Raw genomic sequence first — 15,304 nt, 5'->3', positions numbered from 1 at the left:
AGCTGCCTGCCATGATCTCAAAATTCTTCATCGAGCGGCCGGTCCTCTCGAACGTCATCGCACTCTTGATGATCCTGATCGGCGGCGTCGCGCTGTTCAACCTCGCGATCGCGCAATACCCCGATGTGGTGCCGCCGACGGTACAGGTCACCACGCGCTATCCCGGCGCCAGCGCCAAGACCGTGATCGACACGGTTGCCTTGCCGATCGAGCAACAGGTCAACGGCGTCGAGGACATGCTCTACATGCAGTCCTACAGCGGCTCCGACGGCACCTACACGCTGACCGTGACCTTCAAGATCGGCACCGATCTCAACTTCGCGCAGGTGCTGGTGCAGAACCGCGTCTCCAGCGCGCTGTCGCAACTGCCGACGTCCGTGCAGAACCAGGGCGTCACCGTGCAGAAGCGGTCGACCTCGATCCTGCTGTTCGTGACCCTGACCTCGCCGGATTCCAGGTATGACAGCCTTTACCTGAGCAACTACGCCACCATCAACATCCGCGACGAGCTCTCGCGGCTGCCCGGCGTCGGCAACGTCACGGTGTTCGGTGCCGGGCAGTATTCGATGCGGGTCTGGCTCGACCCGAACAAGCTGCAAGTGCGTGGCCTCGTGCCGCAGGACGTGATCCAGGCGATCCAGCAGCAGAGCCAGCAGGTCTCCGCCGGCCAGGTCGGCGCGCCGCCGACGCCGCCGGGCCAGGCGTTCCAATACACGCTCAACGTCAACGGAAGGCTCGACGACACGGGCCAATTCGAGAACATCATCGTCAAGTCAGGCAGCAGCGGCGACGTCACGCGGGTGCGCGACGTCGGCTGGGTCGAACTCGGCGCGCAGACCTACAGCCAGATCTTCTCGCTCAACAAGCAGCCCGCCGTCGGCATCGGCGTGTTCCAGTCGCCCGGCGCCAACGCGCTCCAGGTCGAGCAGGCCGTCGAGAAGAAGATGACCGAGCTCGCCAAGCGATTCCCGGAAGGCATCAAATACGACACGCCGTTCGACACCACCAAATTCGTCGAGGCCTCGGTGCACGAAGTCTACATGACGCTGATCGAGGCCGGCCTGCTCGTGCTGGTCGTGATCCTGGTGTTCCTGCAGGACTGGCGCGCCATGCTGGTGCCGGCGACCACCGTGCCCGTGACGATCATCGGCGCCTTCGCCGCGATGGCGGCGCTCGGCTTCACCATCAACATGTCGACCCTGTTCGCGATCGTGCTCGCGATCGGCATCGTCGTCGACGACGCCATCGTGGTGGTCGAAGGCGCCGCGCACAACATCGAGCAGGGCATGAACGGCCACGATGCCGCGATCAAGGCGATGGACCAGCTGTTCGCGCCGATCGTCGGCATCACGCTGGTGCTGATCTCGGTGTTCTTGCCGGCCTCGTTCCTCGCCGGCCTCACGGGCCGCATCTATTCGCAATTCGCGCTGGTGATCGCGGCGACCGCGCTGCTCTCCGCCATCAACGCGGCGACCCTGAAGCCGACGCAATGCGCGCTGTGGCTGCGGCCGGCGGTGCCGCCGGAGCAGCGCAACTTTTTCTATCGCGGCTTCAACAACGTCTACAACCGTATCGAGCGCGGCTATACGCGGCTGATCAGCTTCCTGTGCGGGCACGCCACCGTGTCGGTCGCGGTCGCGCTGGTGCTGATCGTGATCGGCGGCTACGGCCTGTCGCGGGTGCCGACCGGCTTCCTTCCGATCGAAGACCAGGGCTATCTGATCGCCGCCATCCAGCTGCCCGACGGCGCCGCGCTGGAGCGGACCCAGAAGGTGCTCGACAAGGCCAGCGAGATCATCAAGGAGACGCCCGGCGTCCAGCAGGTCATCACCATCGCCGGCATCTCGGCGCTCGACAGCAGCGCCAGCCTTGCCAATGCCGGCGTCGCCTACATCATCCTGAAGGACTGGGAGGCGCGCAAAGGCCCCGGCGAGGATCTGCGATCGCTGGTGTACGGGCTGAACGACAAGCTCGCCGTCATCATGGAGGCGCGCACCATCGTGCTGCCGCCACCGCCGATCCAGGGCATCGGCAACGCGGCCGGCTTCTCGATGCAGGTCGAGCTGCGCGACGGCAACAGCGATTTCGCCAAGCTGCAGGCGATCACCGGCGCGATGGTCAGTAACGGCCAGAGCCAGAGCGCGCTGCAGCGCGTCCAGTCCTCGTTCCGCTCGTCGGTGCCGCAGTTCAACGTCGAGATCGACCGCGTCAAGACCCAGACGCTGCACGTCACCACCGATCAGGTGTTCGCGGCCCTGTCGACCTATCTCGGCTCGTCCTACGTCAACCAGTTCAACAAGTTCGGCCGCGTGTTCCAGGTCTATACGCAAGCCGATCCCGCGTTCCGCGTCACCGAGCGCGACATCGCCAACATGCAGGTACGCAACTCGAACGGCGACATGATCCCGATCGGCACGGTCGCCACCATCACCCCGGCCACCGGCCCGTCGCTGATCAGCCTCTACAATCTCTATCCCTCCTCGACCGTGATCGGTCTGCCGGCACAGGGCTATTCGTCCGGCCAGTCGCTGAAGCTGATGGAGGAGATCGCCGACAAGACGCTGCCACAGGGCACGGGGTATGAATGGACCGCGATGTCCTATCAGGAGAAGGCGGTCTCCAACCAGATCTACTGGGTGTTCGGGCTCGCCATGCTGCTGGTCTATCTCGTGCTCGCCGGCCAGTACGAGAGCTGGTATGCGCCGATCTCGGTGATCCTGGCGGTGCCGTTGTCGCTGATCGGACCGACGCTGATCCTCAATGCCCTCAAGATCGACAACAACCTCTATTGCCAGATCGGCCTGATCCTCCTGATCGCGCTGTCGGCCAAGAACGCCATCCTGATCGTCGAGGTCGGGCTCGAGCTGCACGGCCGCGACGGCAAGCCGGTGCTGGAATCCGCCATCGAGGCGGCGCGTGCCCGCTTCCGTCCGATCCTGATGACGTCGTTCGCCTTCATCCTCGGCGTGGTGCCGCTGGTGATCGCCACCGGCGCCGGCGCCAGCGCCCGCAAGTCGATCGGCATCACCGTGTTCTCGGGCATGCTGGCCTCGACTTGCCTCGCGGTGCTGTTCGTGCCGGCCTTCTTCGTGGTGGTGCAGCGGTTCGAGAACTGGCGCGCATCGAAGAAGGCGCCGAAGGCGCAGCCGGTGGCGGAGGTGAAGCCTTAGCTCCGATAAAAAGTCGAAAACAACCCCATGCACAGTAGAGATGGGGTTGAAAAGATTTCAGAAATTTCGGCCTTGCCGAAATGACTTGCTCCGTCGGGCAAAACACCTGCATAATGGCATCATGGGTGGTGTGCGTGACATGCCGCGCCCCCGTCTCCCGTCATTGCGAGCGCAGCGAAGCAATCCAGAGTCCCTCCGCGGACAGATTCTGGATTGCTTCGCTGCGCTCGCAATGACGAGTGGAGAGAGTGCCGGCCTTTAGCCAGCTCGTGCCCCGGACGCAGCGCAGCGCCACCTCGGCAGTGCGCTGCAGAGCCGGGGCCATGCAGCACGGGAATTTGCAGCCTCTGGGTCCCGGCTCTGCGCAGCAGCGTTGCGCGCTGCAGCGCGTCCGGGACACGAGACCGCTGCCTCACACCGCCTGCGGCGTCCGGATCTCGCGCGGCAGGATCAGCGCGGCTGCGATCGCGAGCAGGCAGAGCGCGGCGAAGGCGTGCAGCATGGTGACGAAGCCGCCCTGCTCGTAGAGCCAGGCCACCAGACCCACGGACGCGCCCGCCGCGGTGAAGCCGACGAAATAGCGCACCGCATAGGCGCGCGAGCGCCACTCTTCGGTGGTGTATTTGCCGACCATGGCGTCGTTGACCGTGACCTGCCCGAACGCTCCCATGACGATGCCGATCGAGACCAGGATCAGCGGCAGGTTGGACAGGCTCGCGGCGAGATACAAGAACGGCGCCAGCATGAAGGACAGCGGCAGCGCCACCGTCTTCAACGAATAGCGGTCGAGCAGCCGGCCAATCGTGTACTGCGTCATCGCGCCGAACACGTAGACGCAGGCCGCGATGACGCCAAGCAGCGCCGGACTGTTCGTCAGATCCGCGAGCCGTTCCGCGAACAGCTTTGGCAGTGCGACGGTAACGGCATTGAAGGTCGTCGAGATCGCGATCACGACGATGAGGAGCGCGAGGATGACGCGCCACATGTCCTGCTTGGCGACACGCGCCTGCGCCGCGGCCTGCTTCGAGCCCTTGCGGTCCTCGTGCACCACGCTCATCGCAAACGCGATGCCGATCAGGATCGTCACCACGCCGGGGACGATGAAGGCAAAGCGCCAGCCGAGATATTGGCCGATCACGCCGGTGACCAGCGCCGAGGAGGCCACGCCGAGATTGCCCCAGACGCCATTGATCCCCATCTCGCGGCCGAGCCTGTCGGCATAGGACACGATCATCGCGGTGCCGACGGGGTGGTAGATCGAGGCGAAGATGCCGATCGCAAACAGCGCCGCGCCGAGCTGCGCCGGGGTCTGTACGAAGCCGACCGAGATCATGGACAGGCCGATGCCGACGAAGAAGATCAGCATCATGTGCCGGCGGCTCCAGCGGTCCCCGAGCCAGCCGGTGAGCAGCGAGCCCGCGCCGAAGGCGATGAAGCCCGGCGTCGCGTAAGGCAGAAGTTCCGAATAGGCCATCCCGAGCGCCGGCCCCATGATGATCACGGCGGCGGCGAAGATCAGCATCGCATAATGGTCGATGAAATGGCCTGCGTTGACGAAACTGATGACCCGGCTGGGGCTGTTCATACGAATCCTCTCCTGCTCGAAAATGAGTTATATGTCCTGGTCATGACGGGATGCTGCCAATGACTGTCTTGGAAACGCCAATCTTGGAAACGCCAATCCTCCGGGAGGTCCGGAGCAACCATCGCTCGCCCGCGGGCGTGCATCTGGTCGCGCGCGACTATCCCAAGGGCATGCGGATCGATCCGCACCTGCACCGCGAGGCGCAGCTGATCTATGCCGCCAAGGGCACGATGCAGGTGACGACACCCGGGGGACGCTGGCTGGTGCCGCCGGACCGCGCGGTCTGGGTCCCGGCCGGGCTCGAGCATGCGCTTGATCTGCTCGCCGACATCGAGATGCGCACGCTGTATTTCGACCTGCCCTGGCTGAAGCGCGAGCAGCGCCATGAGGGACTGACCAAGGAATTCGTGGTGCGGGTCTCGCCGCTGCTGAACCAGGCGATCCTGGCGCTGTTCGACGCGCGCAATACGGAAGAGCGCACCGAGCTGCTGGTTCGCCTCGTCATGCTGGAATTGCACCAGGCCGAGGATTCCGCGACGTTCGTGCCACTGCCGCGCGAGCCGCGCTGCCGGCGCGCCGCGATGATCGTGCTCGACGACCCGACCGGCCTGCACGACATCGATACGCTGGCGCGCGAGGTCGGAACCTCCGCGCGCACGCTGTCGCGGCTGTTCTCGACCGAGACGCAGCTGAGCTTCAAGAGCTGGTGCCAGCGCGCACGCATCGCCGCGGCGATCCAGCGACTGTCAACTGACGCCAGCGTGTCGGTGAAGCAGCTCGCCACCCAGCTCGGCTATGCCAGCGTGCCGGCTTTCTCCGCCGCGTTCCGGCAGGTGACGGGGCGGACGCCGACGGAGTTTGCGGGGAAGGGGTAGCCGCAAATGCGGGCGGCCTACCTTCTCAACATTGACTCTTCAGGCAGTCCTGCCTTGCGTAAGCCCTCGGCAATGCGAGCTCGCTGCACAAGACAGGTCGGATGATCCGTTGGCGAACTGGCGTGAAATTGGGCGATGCTGAAGTTCGGAGCGAGCGTGAGCCCCGCCTGCACATAGGCCCGCGCTTCCTCAATCTGACCAAGATGCGCCTGCCCGGCGGCGAGGTAGAAATAGACAAACGGCGCAATATTCCGGTTGGCCTCGATCGATCGCTTGAACCAGTGAACGGCAGCCTCATCGGCGCCGAGATATGATTGCGCGACGCCTGCCGTATTCATCCAGGAAAAGGCCTTGCTGTCGCGGGGAGAGAGCCGGAATGCTTCCATAACGTGGGCTTCGGTCTCTTCGGCCCGACCGAGATTGTTTTTACCGAGCCCAATCCACGCATGGGCCGTGGCCAAATTCCGGTCCAGCATCAACGCCCGCTCACATTCGGCGATGCCCAGGGTGGCGCGTTTTGTGAAAATCTGGACGACGCCCATCAGGCAATGCGCCCTCGCGTGATTGGGGGTCTGGGCAAGTATCCTCGTCAAGGACGCTTCGACCACTTGCAGAGGCGCCGTCCTGTCAATCAGCATGGAGGTAGCCCGCATTGCATCGACAGAGGCTATGCCCACCATCGCCTCGACATTCGCTGCGTCCAGGCGGAGCGCCTGTTCGAAGAACGGGCGCGCCTGCGACAAGCTTGCGGGATCCGTTCCGCGATTCATATACGCCATGCCCTGGAAATACAGGTCCATCGAATCCGGATGGGGCGCCCGCGCCGCGCGCCGCGCCTCCACCATGACCAACTCGGTCCCGAGTTGATTGGCAAGACGGGCACCGATCTCGTCCTGCATGTCGAAGAGATCGGCGACCTGCTTGTCGAAACGGTCGCCCCACAAATGATTGCCGGTCTCGGCATCGATGAGCTGGACGTTGATGCGCGTCCGGCTTCCCGCCCGCTGCACCGAGCCCTCGAGCACGTAGCGAACGCCCAGTTCGCGGCCGAGCTGCTTCAGATCGACATACGCACCCTTGTAGGTGAAGGCGGTGTTACGGCCGATCACGAAGATGCCGGCCATTCGTGACAGATCCGTGGTCAGGCTCTCGGTCACGCCGTCGACAAAATATTCCTGCGCGGAATCGGGGCTTAGATTGGTAAACGGCAGAACCACGAGCGACGGCTTGGCTGCGGCGGGCCTCGGCAAGCCGGCGACAGTTGCAGTCGTCGGCACTTCGCGCACCTCCGCGACGAAGCGGACGCCCTTGCGCGGAAAGGTCTTGATCAGGCGCTGCGCGTCTCCGGAATCGCCGATCGCCTTGCGCGCGACATTAAGTCGCGTGGTCAGGGCGACGTCGGAGACGGCGCGACCATGCCAAATGGTACGGATCAGGTCATCCTTGCTGACGACGCGCTCGCGGTTGCCGATCAGATAGCCGAGCAGGTCGAATACCTGTGGCGCGATGGCGATCACGTCCATTCCGCGCCGCAGTTCGCGTCGCTCAGTGTCGAGAGAAAAATTTCCAAAGAGATAGCGCAAGCCATTTCCCTGCAGTCGCGGTCGATCGCTGAAATCTTTCCATTCAAGAATAAGCTGCCGGTAAGGAAAATGTAAGCCGGCGACCAAGCCCGTCGGCCTCCGGCGTGATACATCCAAAAGTAGAGCCCGCGCGGAAACGTTGGGCCTGGTCAGGGAGAAGGCGATGATCACGCGTCGTGATGTGTTGTCGACAGCCGCTGCCGCGTTCGCCGCCACGTATCCTGCGCCGCGCGCGTTCGCGCAGCCGCTCTCAAAAACCGTGCACATTCTGACAGGCTTCTCGCCCGGGTTCCAGGACGCCATGGCGCGGCTCGTGGCCGGGCAGATGAGCGGCTATGCGGAAACCATCGTGGTCGAGAACCGCCCGGGCGCGGGCGGTCGCATCGCGGTCGAAGCGGTGAAGAACGCCGATGCCGACGGATCGGCCATGCTGTTCTCGCCGCTCGGCTTCATGATGTTCTTTCCGCACGTCTACAGGACGCTGAGATACCAGCCGCGTGATTTCACGCCGGTATCGACCGTCGCCTCGACCCCGACATTGCTGACGATCGGCCCGAAGGTCCCGGCCGACGTCAAGACGCTGGCGGACTTCATTGCCTGGTGCCGCGCCAATCCGAAGCTCGCCACCTTTGGCACGCCGGGCGCCGGAACCACACTGCATTTTCTCGGTACAATGCTGGGCCGCAGCGCGGGCTTCGATTTTCTTCACGTGCCCTATCAGGGCGCTGGCGCGATCCAAGATCTGGTCAAGGGCGTGATTGCGGCGACCGTCATGCCGATCGGCAGTTCGCTCGGGCTTGTCCAATCTGGAGATCTTCGTGCGCTGGCGACCACCGGACTGCGCCGTTCCCCGTTCGTTCCGGAGGTGCCGACGGTGCGGGAAGCCGGATACCCGTCGCTAGAGGACCTCACATGGTTTGCGTTCTTCGTTCCGGCGAAGACGCCGGCGCCGATTGTCGATAAGCTCAATGCCGCGATACAGGCGGCCGTGCGCACCGACGAGGTCAGGGCCGGCATGGCAAAGCTGGCCGTCGAGCCCGATGCGATCGCGATGGAAGATTTCGCCCGGCTGATCGCATCCGAATCCGACCGGTGGAAGGCGATCGTGCAGCAAACGGGGTTCGTCCCGACCGATTGAGCGCGGCATCGACAGGAGGCAACACATGAACGGGCCGGCATCCGTGCATGATCTCGTGCAGTCGCATCGCATCACCGCGGTGATCTATGCTGCGGCGAAGCTCAATCTCGCCGAGGCCATTGGCGACGACGCGAAATCCGTGGCCGAGCTGGCCCGGCTGGTGTCCGCCGACGAAAGCGCGTTGCGTAGACTGCTCATCGGCTTGACGACAATTGGCCTGTGCAGGCAGCCGGAGCGGGACCGGTTCGCCATGACGGATCTCGGCCGGCAACTCGGCGAGACGGCCGACCCATCCTTCAAGGACTGGGTTCTCTTTGAGGGCGAGATGCTCGCGCAATCCTGGAGCGGGCTGGTCGATTCGGTTCGTACCGGAAAGACCTCGACCCAGTTGCGCGGAGAAGGCGATGACCGCTATGCCGCCTCAGGCAATGCGCCGGAAGCCAACCGACGGTTCAACGCTGCGATGGTCAGCCTCACGCGGTCCATCGTTCCAAGGATCGTTGCGGCCCACGACTTCGCAGCCGCGCGCCTCGTCATGGATGTCGGCGGCGGCACAGGCGAACTGATCGGCGCCGTGCTTCAGCACAATTCTCATCTTGAGGGCGTCGCCCTTGATCTGGCGCGTTGCGAGGCAGATGCGCGGGCGCATTTCGATCGGCTCGGTATCGCCGGCCGCTGTCGGTTCGTCGCCGGGAGCTTCTTTGAAAAAGTCCCGAGCGGCGCCGACACGATCGTGATGAAGAGCATTCTCCATAATTGGGATGACGACCGTTGCCGGATCATCCTGCGCAATTGCGGGGACGCACTGCCGCCGGACGGGACGCTGATCGTGATCGAGCGGATCATGCCGGAGCTTGCCACGACGAAACCCGAGGATCGCTCCTGCGTCATGAGCGACCTCAACATGCTGCGAGGACCGGGCGGCTGCGAGCGGACGGAAGCCGCGTATCGCAGGCTGGCGGACTCGGCCGGCTTCGCTTTCGTCCAGACGTCCGGTATCGGCTCGTTCAGCCTGGTCCAATTCAGGAGATCCGGCAATTGAGTAGACTTCTCCTGGCGCTGGCGTCGGGGGACCGGATCATGGACGCACTGGCGGCCATTCGCGACGGAGCGCGGCGTGCCAGATGCACCGCCTCCGCGGGGCATGACAGCATTCTCGAAACGCACGCCCCAGCTAAACTTGCCAAATTCACCTGCTTGATTGTGATCGGCTTCCGCCTAAATCCCATGTAAGCTTCCCGCACCGCACAACCCGGTTTCGAAAGGCCCAGATGGCTAACGCCTTCTTCTCCGACCTGCTCGCCACGATCTCCGAGCGCGGCCGCACGCTGCTTCGCCGCGGCGACGGCATGGACACCAAACAGGATGCCGACGGGCTGATCGAGCTCTGCGGTGCGCTGCTGTCGGGCCGGGGCGAAGCCTCCGGCACAGCCATGGCGCGCGAGGTGCTCGATCTCTACCAGGATCTGGATGCGGCAGGACGCCGCGCCTTCTTCGAGGCACTGGTGCGCGACTTCGGCCCTGACCGGGAACGCCTGTCCAAGGCAATCGAAAAATGGCGCGCCCAGCCGGCCGACGAGGATGCCAGCGCGCTGCATTTTGCATCGGAGCCGCGCCGGCAGGAGCTGATCCGCCGCCTCAACCGCGCGCCAGGCGGCACCGGCGATCTCGTGAACATGCGCGCCGATCTGCTCGGCATGATGAACGGACACACCGATCTCGCCGCGCTCGATCGCGACGTCTCGCATCTGCTCTCTTCGTGGTTCAACAGGGGGTTTCTCGTGCTGCGCAGGATCGACTGGTCGACCCCGGCCAACATCCTCGAAAAGATCATTCGCTACGAGGCCGTGCACGAGATCAGCGACTGGGACGATCTTCGCCGCCGCATCGATCCGGTCGACCGCCGCTGCTACGCCTTCTTCCATCCCGCGATGGTGGACGAGCCGCTGATCTTCGTCGAGGTGGCGCTGACCGAGACGATCCCCGGCGCGATCGCGCCGCTGCTCGCGGTCGACCGCCAGCATCTGCCGATCGAGCGCGCGCGTACCGCCGTGTTCTACTCGATCTCGAACACCCAGCGGGGCCTGGGCGGCATCTCCTTCGGCAGTTTCCTGATCAAGCAGGTGGTCGAGGAGCTGCGCCGCGAGCTGCCGAAGCTCGACAATTTCGTGACGCTGTCGCCGGTGCCGGGCTTCATGCAGTGGATCAAGCAGGACAAGGACCTGCCGCTGTCGGACGACGATCGCGAGCTCTTGAAGCGCCTCGACGATCCCAAATGGTTCGAGAACCCCGAGACGACGACGCTGCTGCGCGGCGTGATCGAGCCGCTCGCCGCGCATTATTTCCTGAAAGCGCGCACGCCGAAGGGCCGGCTGATCGACTCCGTCGCCCGCTTCCATCTCGGCAACGGCGCACGCCTCGAGCGCATCAACTGGCTCGGCGACCTCTCGCCGAAGGGCGTGCGCGAGTCCGCTGGCGTGATGGTGAACTATCTCTACCGCCTCGACGACATCGAGAAGAACCACGAAGCCTATGCCAATGACGGCGAAGTCGTGGCGTCCAGCGCGGTGAGGAAGCTGCTGAAGGGCGAAGGACGCAGGCTGCTGGACATGCGGCTGTCGTAGGGTGCCGTCGTCCTGGCTTTCGCCACATCGTCATTGCGAGCGGAGCGAAGCAATCCAGACTGCCTCCGCGGAAAGATTCTGGATTGCTGCGCTCCGCTCGCAATGACGGAGTGTGTGGCGGGCACCCGGGCTCGAGGTCAGATCAGCGTCTCGTACAAATCCGTCCAATCCGGATTGATGCTCTCTATCAGAGCAAGCTTCTTTGCCCGACTACCAGCCTTGATCTGCTTCTCCCGCGTAATCGCGTCGGTCATGGTGGCGTGTAGCTCGTACCAGACGAGGAGCTTGCAGCCGTACTTCGAGGAGAAGCCTTTCACCAAGCCCTCGCGATGCTCGAAAGCGCGGCGCGGCGGATTGGAGGTGACGCCTGTGTAGATCGTCCCGTTGTGGCGATTGGCGAACATGTACACGCAAGGTTGCTTCATGATCACCCTCATTTTGAGAGAGCTTTAGGATTATCACAACCAAGGGATGATTGCGAGCAACGGCCTCGATCAGCGTGATAAAAATACTCTCGCTACACGTCATCGCGAGGAGCTCTTGCGACGAGGCAATCCAAACTGCCTTCGCGGAAAGATTCTGGATTGCTTCGCTGCGCTCGCAATGACGGAGTGCGTGGTGGCGTCTCAGCAGACCAGACCTACCGTCCGCCGAGGGCGAGGCCGCCGGCAAGCGACACTGCCCTCTCCACCGTCATTGCGAGGAGCTCTTGCGACGAAGCAATCCAGACTGCCGCTGCGGAAAGACTCTGGATTGCTTCGCTGCGCTCGCGATGACGGAGTGTGTGGCGCGGCCGTCGCACCCCAACCGCCCCAGCGCCCCCGCTACTCCGCCAGCGCCTTCATCTCCTTGTAGAGATCGGACTTGCCTTCGAAGCCGATGCCCGGGAGATCGGGCATGGTGATGTGGCCGTTCTCGACGCTGATACCGTCGGGGAAGCCGCCGTAGGGCTGGAACAGGTCGGGATAGCTCTCATTGCCGCCGAGGCCGAGGCCGGCAGCGATGTTGAGCGACATCTGGTGGCCGCCATGCGGAATGCAGCGGCTGGGCGACCAGCCATGGGTCTTCAGGACCTCCAGCGTGCGCTGGTATTCGCACAGGCCATAGGACAGCGCGCAGTCGAATTGCAGCCAGTCGCGGTCGGGGCGCATGCCGCCATAGCGGATCAGGTTGCGGGCATCCTGGTGGCTGAACAGGTTTTCGCCCGTCGCCATCGGGCCCGGATAGAATTCGGCAAGCGCAGCCTGCAGCGCGTAGTCGAGGGGATCGCCGACCTCCTCGTACCAGAACAGCGGATAATCCCGCAGCATCTTGGCATAGGCGATGCCGGTTTCCAGATTGAAGCGGCCGTTGGCGTCGACGGCGAGCTGCGCGTCCTTGCCGATCTCCTTGAGCACCGCCTCGATGCGGGTCCGGTCCTCCTCGATCTCAGCGCCGCCGATCTTCATCTTGACGACGTTGTAGCCGCGATCGAGATAGCCGCGCATCTCGCCGCGCAGCATCGAGAGATCCTTGCCGGGATAGTAATAGCCGCCGGCGGCGTAGACGAACACGCGCGGGTTGGCTTTCACGCCGTGGCGTTCGGCGAGCAGGCGGAACAGCGGCTTGCCCGCGATCTTCGCCACCGCGTCCCACACCGCCATGTCGATGGTGCCGACCGCGACCGAGCGCTCGCCATGGCCGCCCGGCTTCTCGTTGGTCATCATCGCGGCCCAGACCTTGTCCGGGTCGAGATTGTCGCCGGCCGCATCCAGCAGCGACTTCGGATCAGCCTCCGTGATGCGCGCGGCAAAACGCTCGCGGATCAGGCCGCCCTGCCCGTAACGGCCGTTGGAATTGAAGCCGTAGCCGACGACGCGTTTGCCGTCGCGAACGACGTCGGTGACGACGGCAACGAGGCTCGTCGTCATCCTGGTGAAGTCGATATAGGCGTTGCGGATCGGGGACGAGATCGGCTTGGTGATCTCGCGGACGTCGACGATGCGGACGGACATTTGTTCTCTCTTCCTTGCTAGCTCTCGCCGCTCGTCATGGCCGGGCTTGACCCGGCCACCCACGTCTTTGCCATGGAGCAAGTTCGAAGACGTGGATGCCCGGGTCAAGCCCGGGCATGACGACGGAGGGTGTGGTGCGCCCGACGCGCGATAGCTATTTCTTATCCCTGAAATACGGCTCGACCGGACCGTGTACCTTGATGGTCAGCGGGTTGCCGTGGCGGTCCTTGGCGTTGCCGGCGGTGACGCGGACCCAGCCTTCGCTGATGCAGTACTCCTCGACATTGGTCTTCTCGATGCCCTTGAAGCGGATGCCGACGTCGCGCGCCAGGATGTCCGCGTTGTAATAGGGGCTGTTCGGATCGACCGACAGGCGGTCGGGAAATTCGTCGCTCATGATTGTCTCGCTCATAACAGGGTCTCGATTTGCTGCCGCAATCCTTCGGGCCGCGCGGTCGGCGCGTAGCGCGCGATGACCTGGCCGGCACGGTCCACCAGGAATTTGGTGAAATTCCACTTGATGGAGGCGCCCAGCAGGCCGGATTGCTGGCGTTTCAGGTACTCATACAAGGGGTGCGCATGGGCGCCGTTGACGTCGATCTTCTCGAACAGGGGGAAGGTGACGTCGTAATTGGTCGAGCAGAATTCCTGGATCTCGCTCGCCTGTCCCGGCTCCTGCGCGCCGAACTGGTTGCAGGGAAAGCCCAGCACCGAGAAGCCGCGCGGCGACAGGTCGCGATGGAGATCCTCCAGCCCGCGATATTGCGGCGTGAAGCCGCATTTGCTCGCGGTGTTGACGATCAGCAGCACCTGCCCCTCGAAGCGGCGCAGGGCGACCTCCTCGCCGGCAAGCGAGTTGGCCTTGAAGTCGTAAATCGCCGACATCGCTAACCCACGGGATCGATCGGCGACGGCGGCACGCCGCCCGCTTCGATCGCTTCGCCGGCGAGCAGACAGAGATCCTCGCGATAGCGGCCCGACACGATATGCACGCCGACCGGCGCCTTGCCGACGAGACCGGTGGAGACGACGAGGCCCGGCAGGCCCATGAACGGGATCGCGATCTGCGGCAGCTGGGCCTCCCAGACGCGCTTGAAGGATTCGTCATCCTTGCGGTCGAGATGATCGGGGAACGGCAATTCGCCGGACACCGGCGTCAGCAGCACCGCATATTTTTCGAAGAACAGCATCCAGTCGCGGGTCAGCGTGGCGCGGCGGGTCAGCGCCTTCGCGTAATTCGCCTGGTCCATGGGCGTGACCCTGCTGCGGTTGCCGCGCAGGCAGGCCAGCGCACCGGGATCGCCTTCACGCTCGGCCATTTCGAGCTGCGCCTCATAGCCGTCGCCGAGCCAGAGCTTGACCTGCCACTCGACGGCCTCGCGCATCGGCGGGGTGTTCTCGATCGTCTCGACGGTCCAGCCCGCGCGCTCGAGGCGCTTGCCGGCGTCAATCACGGCCGCCTTCACCTCCGGCGTGGTCGCAAGGCCGTCCGGGTTGACGCAGAGCGCGGCGCGCTTCGGCCGCGCGGGACCTTCCAGCGGCGCCGGCACATACCAGGGGTCGCGGATGTCGCGGGCCGACATGGCCGCGAGCGAAATCCTGATGTCGTTGACGGTGCGTGCCAGCGGTCCTGACACCGCCATGATCTGCGGGCCGATCGGACGCTCCGGCAGCGCCGCATTGAAGGCGGGGATGCGGCCGAGCGTCGGGCGCAGGCCATGCACGCCGCAGGCATAGGCGGGATAGCGGATCGAGCCGGCGATGTCGGTGCCATGGGCGATATGGCCGATGCCGGCCGCGACCGCCGAGCCGGCGCCGCCTGACGAGCCGCCCGGCGTCAGCGAGGCATCGCGGGGGTTCTTGGTGTCGCCATGGACCAGGTTGGTGGTGAACCAGCGATAGGAGAAGGCCGGGCAATTGGTGCGGCCGAGCAGGACGGCGCCAGCCTTGCGGAAATTGGCGACCACCGGGTTGTCCTCGCGCGCGATCAGGTCGCGCTGGAGTTTTAAGCCGTTGGTGGTGGCAAAGCTCTCCTGATCGACATTGGCCTTGATGGTGACGGGCACGCCGGCCAGCACGCCGGGGTCCTCGCCCCTGGCGATGGCGGCATCCACGGCGTCGGCCTGCTTGAGCACGTCCTCCGGCCGGTGGTCGATCACGGCATTGAGCCGGGGATTGACGGCGTCGAGGCGGCCAAGGCCGGCCTTGGCCGCCTCCCTGGCGGACACTTTCCTGGACTTGACGAGGGTGGCGAGGTCGGCGGCCGACAGGCGCCAGAGATCTTGCATGGCTAGCTCCGTATGACCGGCGTCTTTTAGCGCCGGGAACGCGGCAA

The 15,304-nt window shown here is 64.5% G+C and carries 12 protein-coding genes; 5 read left to right on the top strand and 7 right to left on the bottom strand.

Translation table 11 applies throughout. From position 1 onward, the window contains the following. The first annotated feature begins 11 nt into the window (after nt 1-11). Nucleotides 12-3,170: an efflux RND transporter permease subunit gene (locus AC1RUR_RS01960; protein ID WP_492840783.1), complete on the top strand. Its 3,159-nt coding sequence runs from the start codon at nt 12-14 to the stop codon at nt 3,168-3,170. Nucleotides 3,171-3,582: 412 nt separating this feature from the next. Here the strand turns inward: AC1RUR_RS01960 and AC1RUR_RS01955 are convergent, their stop codons facing one another. After that, on the bottom strand, nt 3,583-4,755 hold the full coding sequence (locus AC1RUR_RS01955; protein ID WP_492840781.1) for an MFS transporter: 1,173 nt from the start codon (nt 4,753-4,755) through the stop codon (nt 3,583-3,585). Nucleotides 4,756-4,805: 50 nt separating this feature from the next. On the opposite strand from AC1RUR_RS01955, the gene AC1RUR_RS01950 reads away from it, so the two are divergent. Continuing rightward, a complete protein-coding gene (locus tag AC1RUR_RS01950) occupies nt 4,806-5,630 on the top strand; it encodes an AraC family transcriptional regulator (protein WP_492840779.1) in 825 nt (274 codons plus the stop codon). A gap of 17 nt (nt 5,631-5,647) precedes the next feature. On the opposite strand, the gene AC1RUR_RS01945 is transcribed toward AC1RUR_RS01950, so the two are convergent. Then, nucleotides 5,648-7,213, bottom strand: coding sequence for a winged helix-turn-helix domain-containing protein (locus AC1RUR_RS01945; protein WP_492841570.1), 1,566 nt, complete (start codon nt 7,211-7,213; stop codon nt 5,648-5,650). 163 nt (nt 7,214-7,376) lie between these two features. On the opposite strand from AC1RUR_RS01945, the gene AC1RUR_RS01940 reads away from it, so the two are divergent. The 3 genes from AC1RUR_RS01940 to AC1RUR_RS01930 all read left to right on the top strand — a co-directional run bounded on the left by AC1RUR_RS01940 (nt 7,377) and on the right by AC1RUR_RS01930 (nt 10,975). Continuing rightward, a complete protein-coding gene (locus AC1RUR_RS01940; protein ID WP_492840777.1) occupies nt 7,377-8,351 on the top strand; it encodes a Bug family tripartite tricarboxylate transporter substrate binding protein in 975 nt (324 codons plus the stop codon). Nucleotides 8,352-8,376: 25 nt separating this feature from the next. After that, nucleotides 8,377-9,393, top strand: coding sequence for a methyltransferase (locus tag AC1RUR_RS01935; protein ID WP_492840775.1), 1,017 nt, complete (start codon nt 8,377-8,379; stop codon nt 9,391-9,393). Nucleotides 9,394-9,622: 229 nt separating this feature from the next. After that, entirely contained in the window at nt 9,623-10,975 is a 1,353-nt protein-coding gene (locus AC1RUR_RS01930) for a malonyl-CoA decarboxylase (RefSeq protein WP_492840773.1), read from the top strand. Nucleotides 10,976-11,112: 137 nt separating this feature from the next. On the opposite strand, the gene AC1RUR_RS01925 is transcribed toward AC1RUR_RS01930, so the two are convergent. From AC1RUR_RS01925 to AC1RUR_RS01905, 5 genes are all read right to left on the bottom strand, one after another. Then, entirely contained in the window at nt 11,113-11,400 is a 288-nt protein-coding gene (locus tag AC1RUR_RS01925) for a GIY-YIG nuclease family protein (RefSeq protein WP_492840771.1), read from the bottom strand. Between the two features lie 399 nt (nt 11,401-11,799). Beyond that, a complete protein-coding gene (gene tarD / locus AC1RUR_RS01920) occupies nt 11,800-12,969 on the bottom strand; it encodes a D(-)-tartrate dehydratase (RefSeq protein ID WP_492840769.1) in 1,170 nt (389 codons plus the stop codon). A 154-nt stretch (nt 12,970-13,123) separates the two neighbouring features. Next, nucleotides 13,124-13,381 (bottom strand): DUF3297 family protein, encoded by a 258-nt coding sequence (locus tag AC1RUR_RS01915; protein ID WP_011089470.1) that lies wholly within the window; start codon nt 13,379-13,381, stop codon nt 13,124-13,126. Beyond that, complete coding sequence (locus AC1RUR_RS01910) at nt 13,378-13,854, bottom strand: glutathione peroxidase (protein WP_492840767.1); 477 nt, start codon at nt 13,852-13,854, stop codon at nt 13,378-13,380. Before AC1RUR_RS01910 ends, AC1RUR_RS01915 begins: the two co-directional genes overlap by 4 nt. Nucleotides 13,855-13,856: 2 nt before the next feature. Beyond that, nucleotides 13,857-15,257, bottom strand: a complete 1,401-nt coding sequence (locus tag AC1RUR_RS01905) for an amidase family protein (RefSeq protein ID WP_492840765.1) — start codon at nt 15,255-15,257, stop codon at nt 13,857-13,859. Nucleotides 15,258-15,304: the final 47 nt, after the last annotated feature.

This window comes from Bradyrhizobium sp. GW821-FHT12B03, from assembly GCF_058807535.1.
This window is presented reverse-complemented; position numbering and strand designations above follow the sequence as displayed.

Bases quoted from the DNA above. Each gene is read 5' to 3' on its own strand.
- AC1RUR_RS01960 (WP_492840783.1), top strand. From the start codon at position 12: ATGATCTCAAAATTCTTCATCGAGCGGCCGGTCCTCTCGAACGTCATC.
- AC1RUR_RS01955 (WP_492840781.1), bottom strand. From the start codon at position 4,755: ATGAACAGCCCCAGCCGGGTCATCAGTTTCGTCAACGCAGGCCATTTC.
- AC1RUR_RS01950 (WP_492840779.1), top strand. From the start codon at position 4,806: ATGCTGCCAATGACTGTCTTGGAAACGCCAATCTTGGAAACGCCAATC.
- AC1RUR_RS01940 (WP_492840777.1), top strand. From the start codon at position 7,377: ATGATCACGCGTCGTGATGTGTTGTCGACAGCCGCTGCCGCGTTCGCC.
- AC1RUR_RS01935 (WP_492840775.1), top strand. From the start codon at position 8,377: ATGAACGGGCCGGCATCCGTGCATGATCTCGTGCAGTCGCATCGCATC.
- AC1RUR_RS01930 (WP_492840773.1), top strand. From the start codon at position 9,623: ATGGCTAACGCCTTCTTCTCCGACCTGCTCGCCACGATCTCCGAGCGC.
- AC1RUR_RS01925 (WP_492840771.1), bottom strand. From the start codon at position 11,400: ATGAAGCAACCTTGCGTGTACATGTTCGCCAATCGCCACAACGGGACG.
- tarD (WP_492840769.1), bottom strand. From the start codon at position 12,969: ATGTCCGTCCGCATCGTCGACGTCCGCGAGATCACCAAGCCGATCTCG.
- AC1RUR_RS01915 (WP_011089470.1), bottom strand. From the start codon at position 13,381: ATGAGCGAGACAATCATGAGCGACGAATTTCCCGACCGCCTGTCGGTC.
- AC1RUR_RS01910 (WP_492840767.1), bottom strand. From the start codon at position 13,854: ATGTCGGCGATTTACGACTTCAAGGCCAACTCGCTTGCCGGCGAGGAG.
- AC1RUR_RS01905 (WP_492840765.1), bottom strand. From the start codon at position 15,257: ATGCAAGATCTCTGGCGCCTGTCGGCCGCCGACCTCGCCACCCTCGTC.